Annotated in this window: 1 pseudogene; it reads left to right on the top strand. The window is 63.6% G+C overall.

Annotated features, from left to right (window positions below):
* A pseudogene (locus AC0L2F_RS36010) lies at positions 1–231 on the top strand (hypothetical protein); the annotation flags it as partial.

Genomic DNA, 231 nt, shown 5'->3' with positions numbered 1-231 from the left:
CCATGGGCGACGAGCCGGAAAAACTGGGTGCCTTGCGTTATGGCGCCGACGACTATGTGGTCAAGCCCTACAGTCCACGCGAGGTGGTGGCGCGGGTGCACGCCGTGTTGCGGCGTACCGCGGGCAGCCAACCGGTGGAGCAACAGCTGCGGTTGCCCATCACCGCGTTCAATGGCAGCGGTAAAGGCAATGAGGTCGACCCGCAGGTTTTCATAGCGCAGCAGTTGCTCC

The organism is Bradyrhizobium sp. Ken64 (assembly GCF_055807555.1).
Note: the sequence above shows the minus strand (reverse complement) of the source record. Positions and strands in the feature narration are given on the sequence as shown.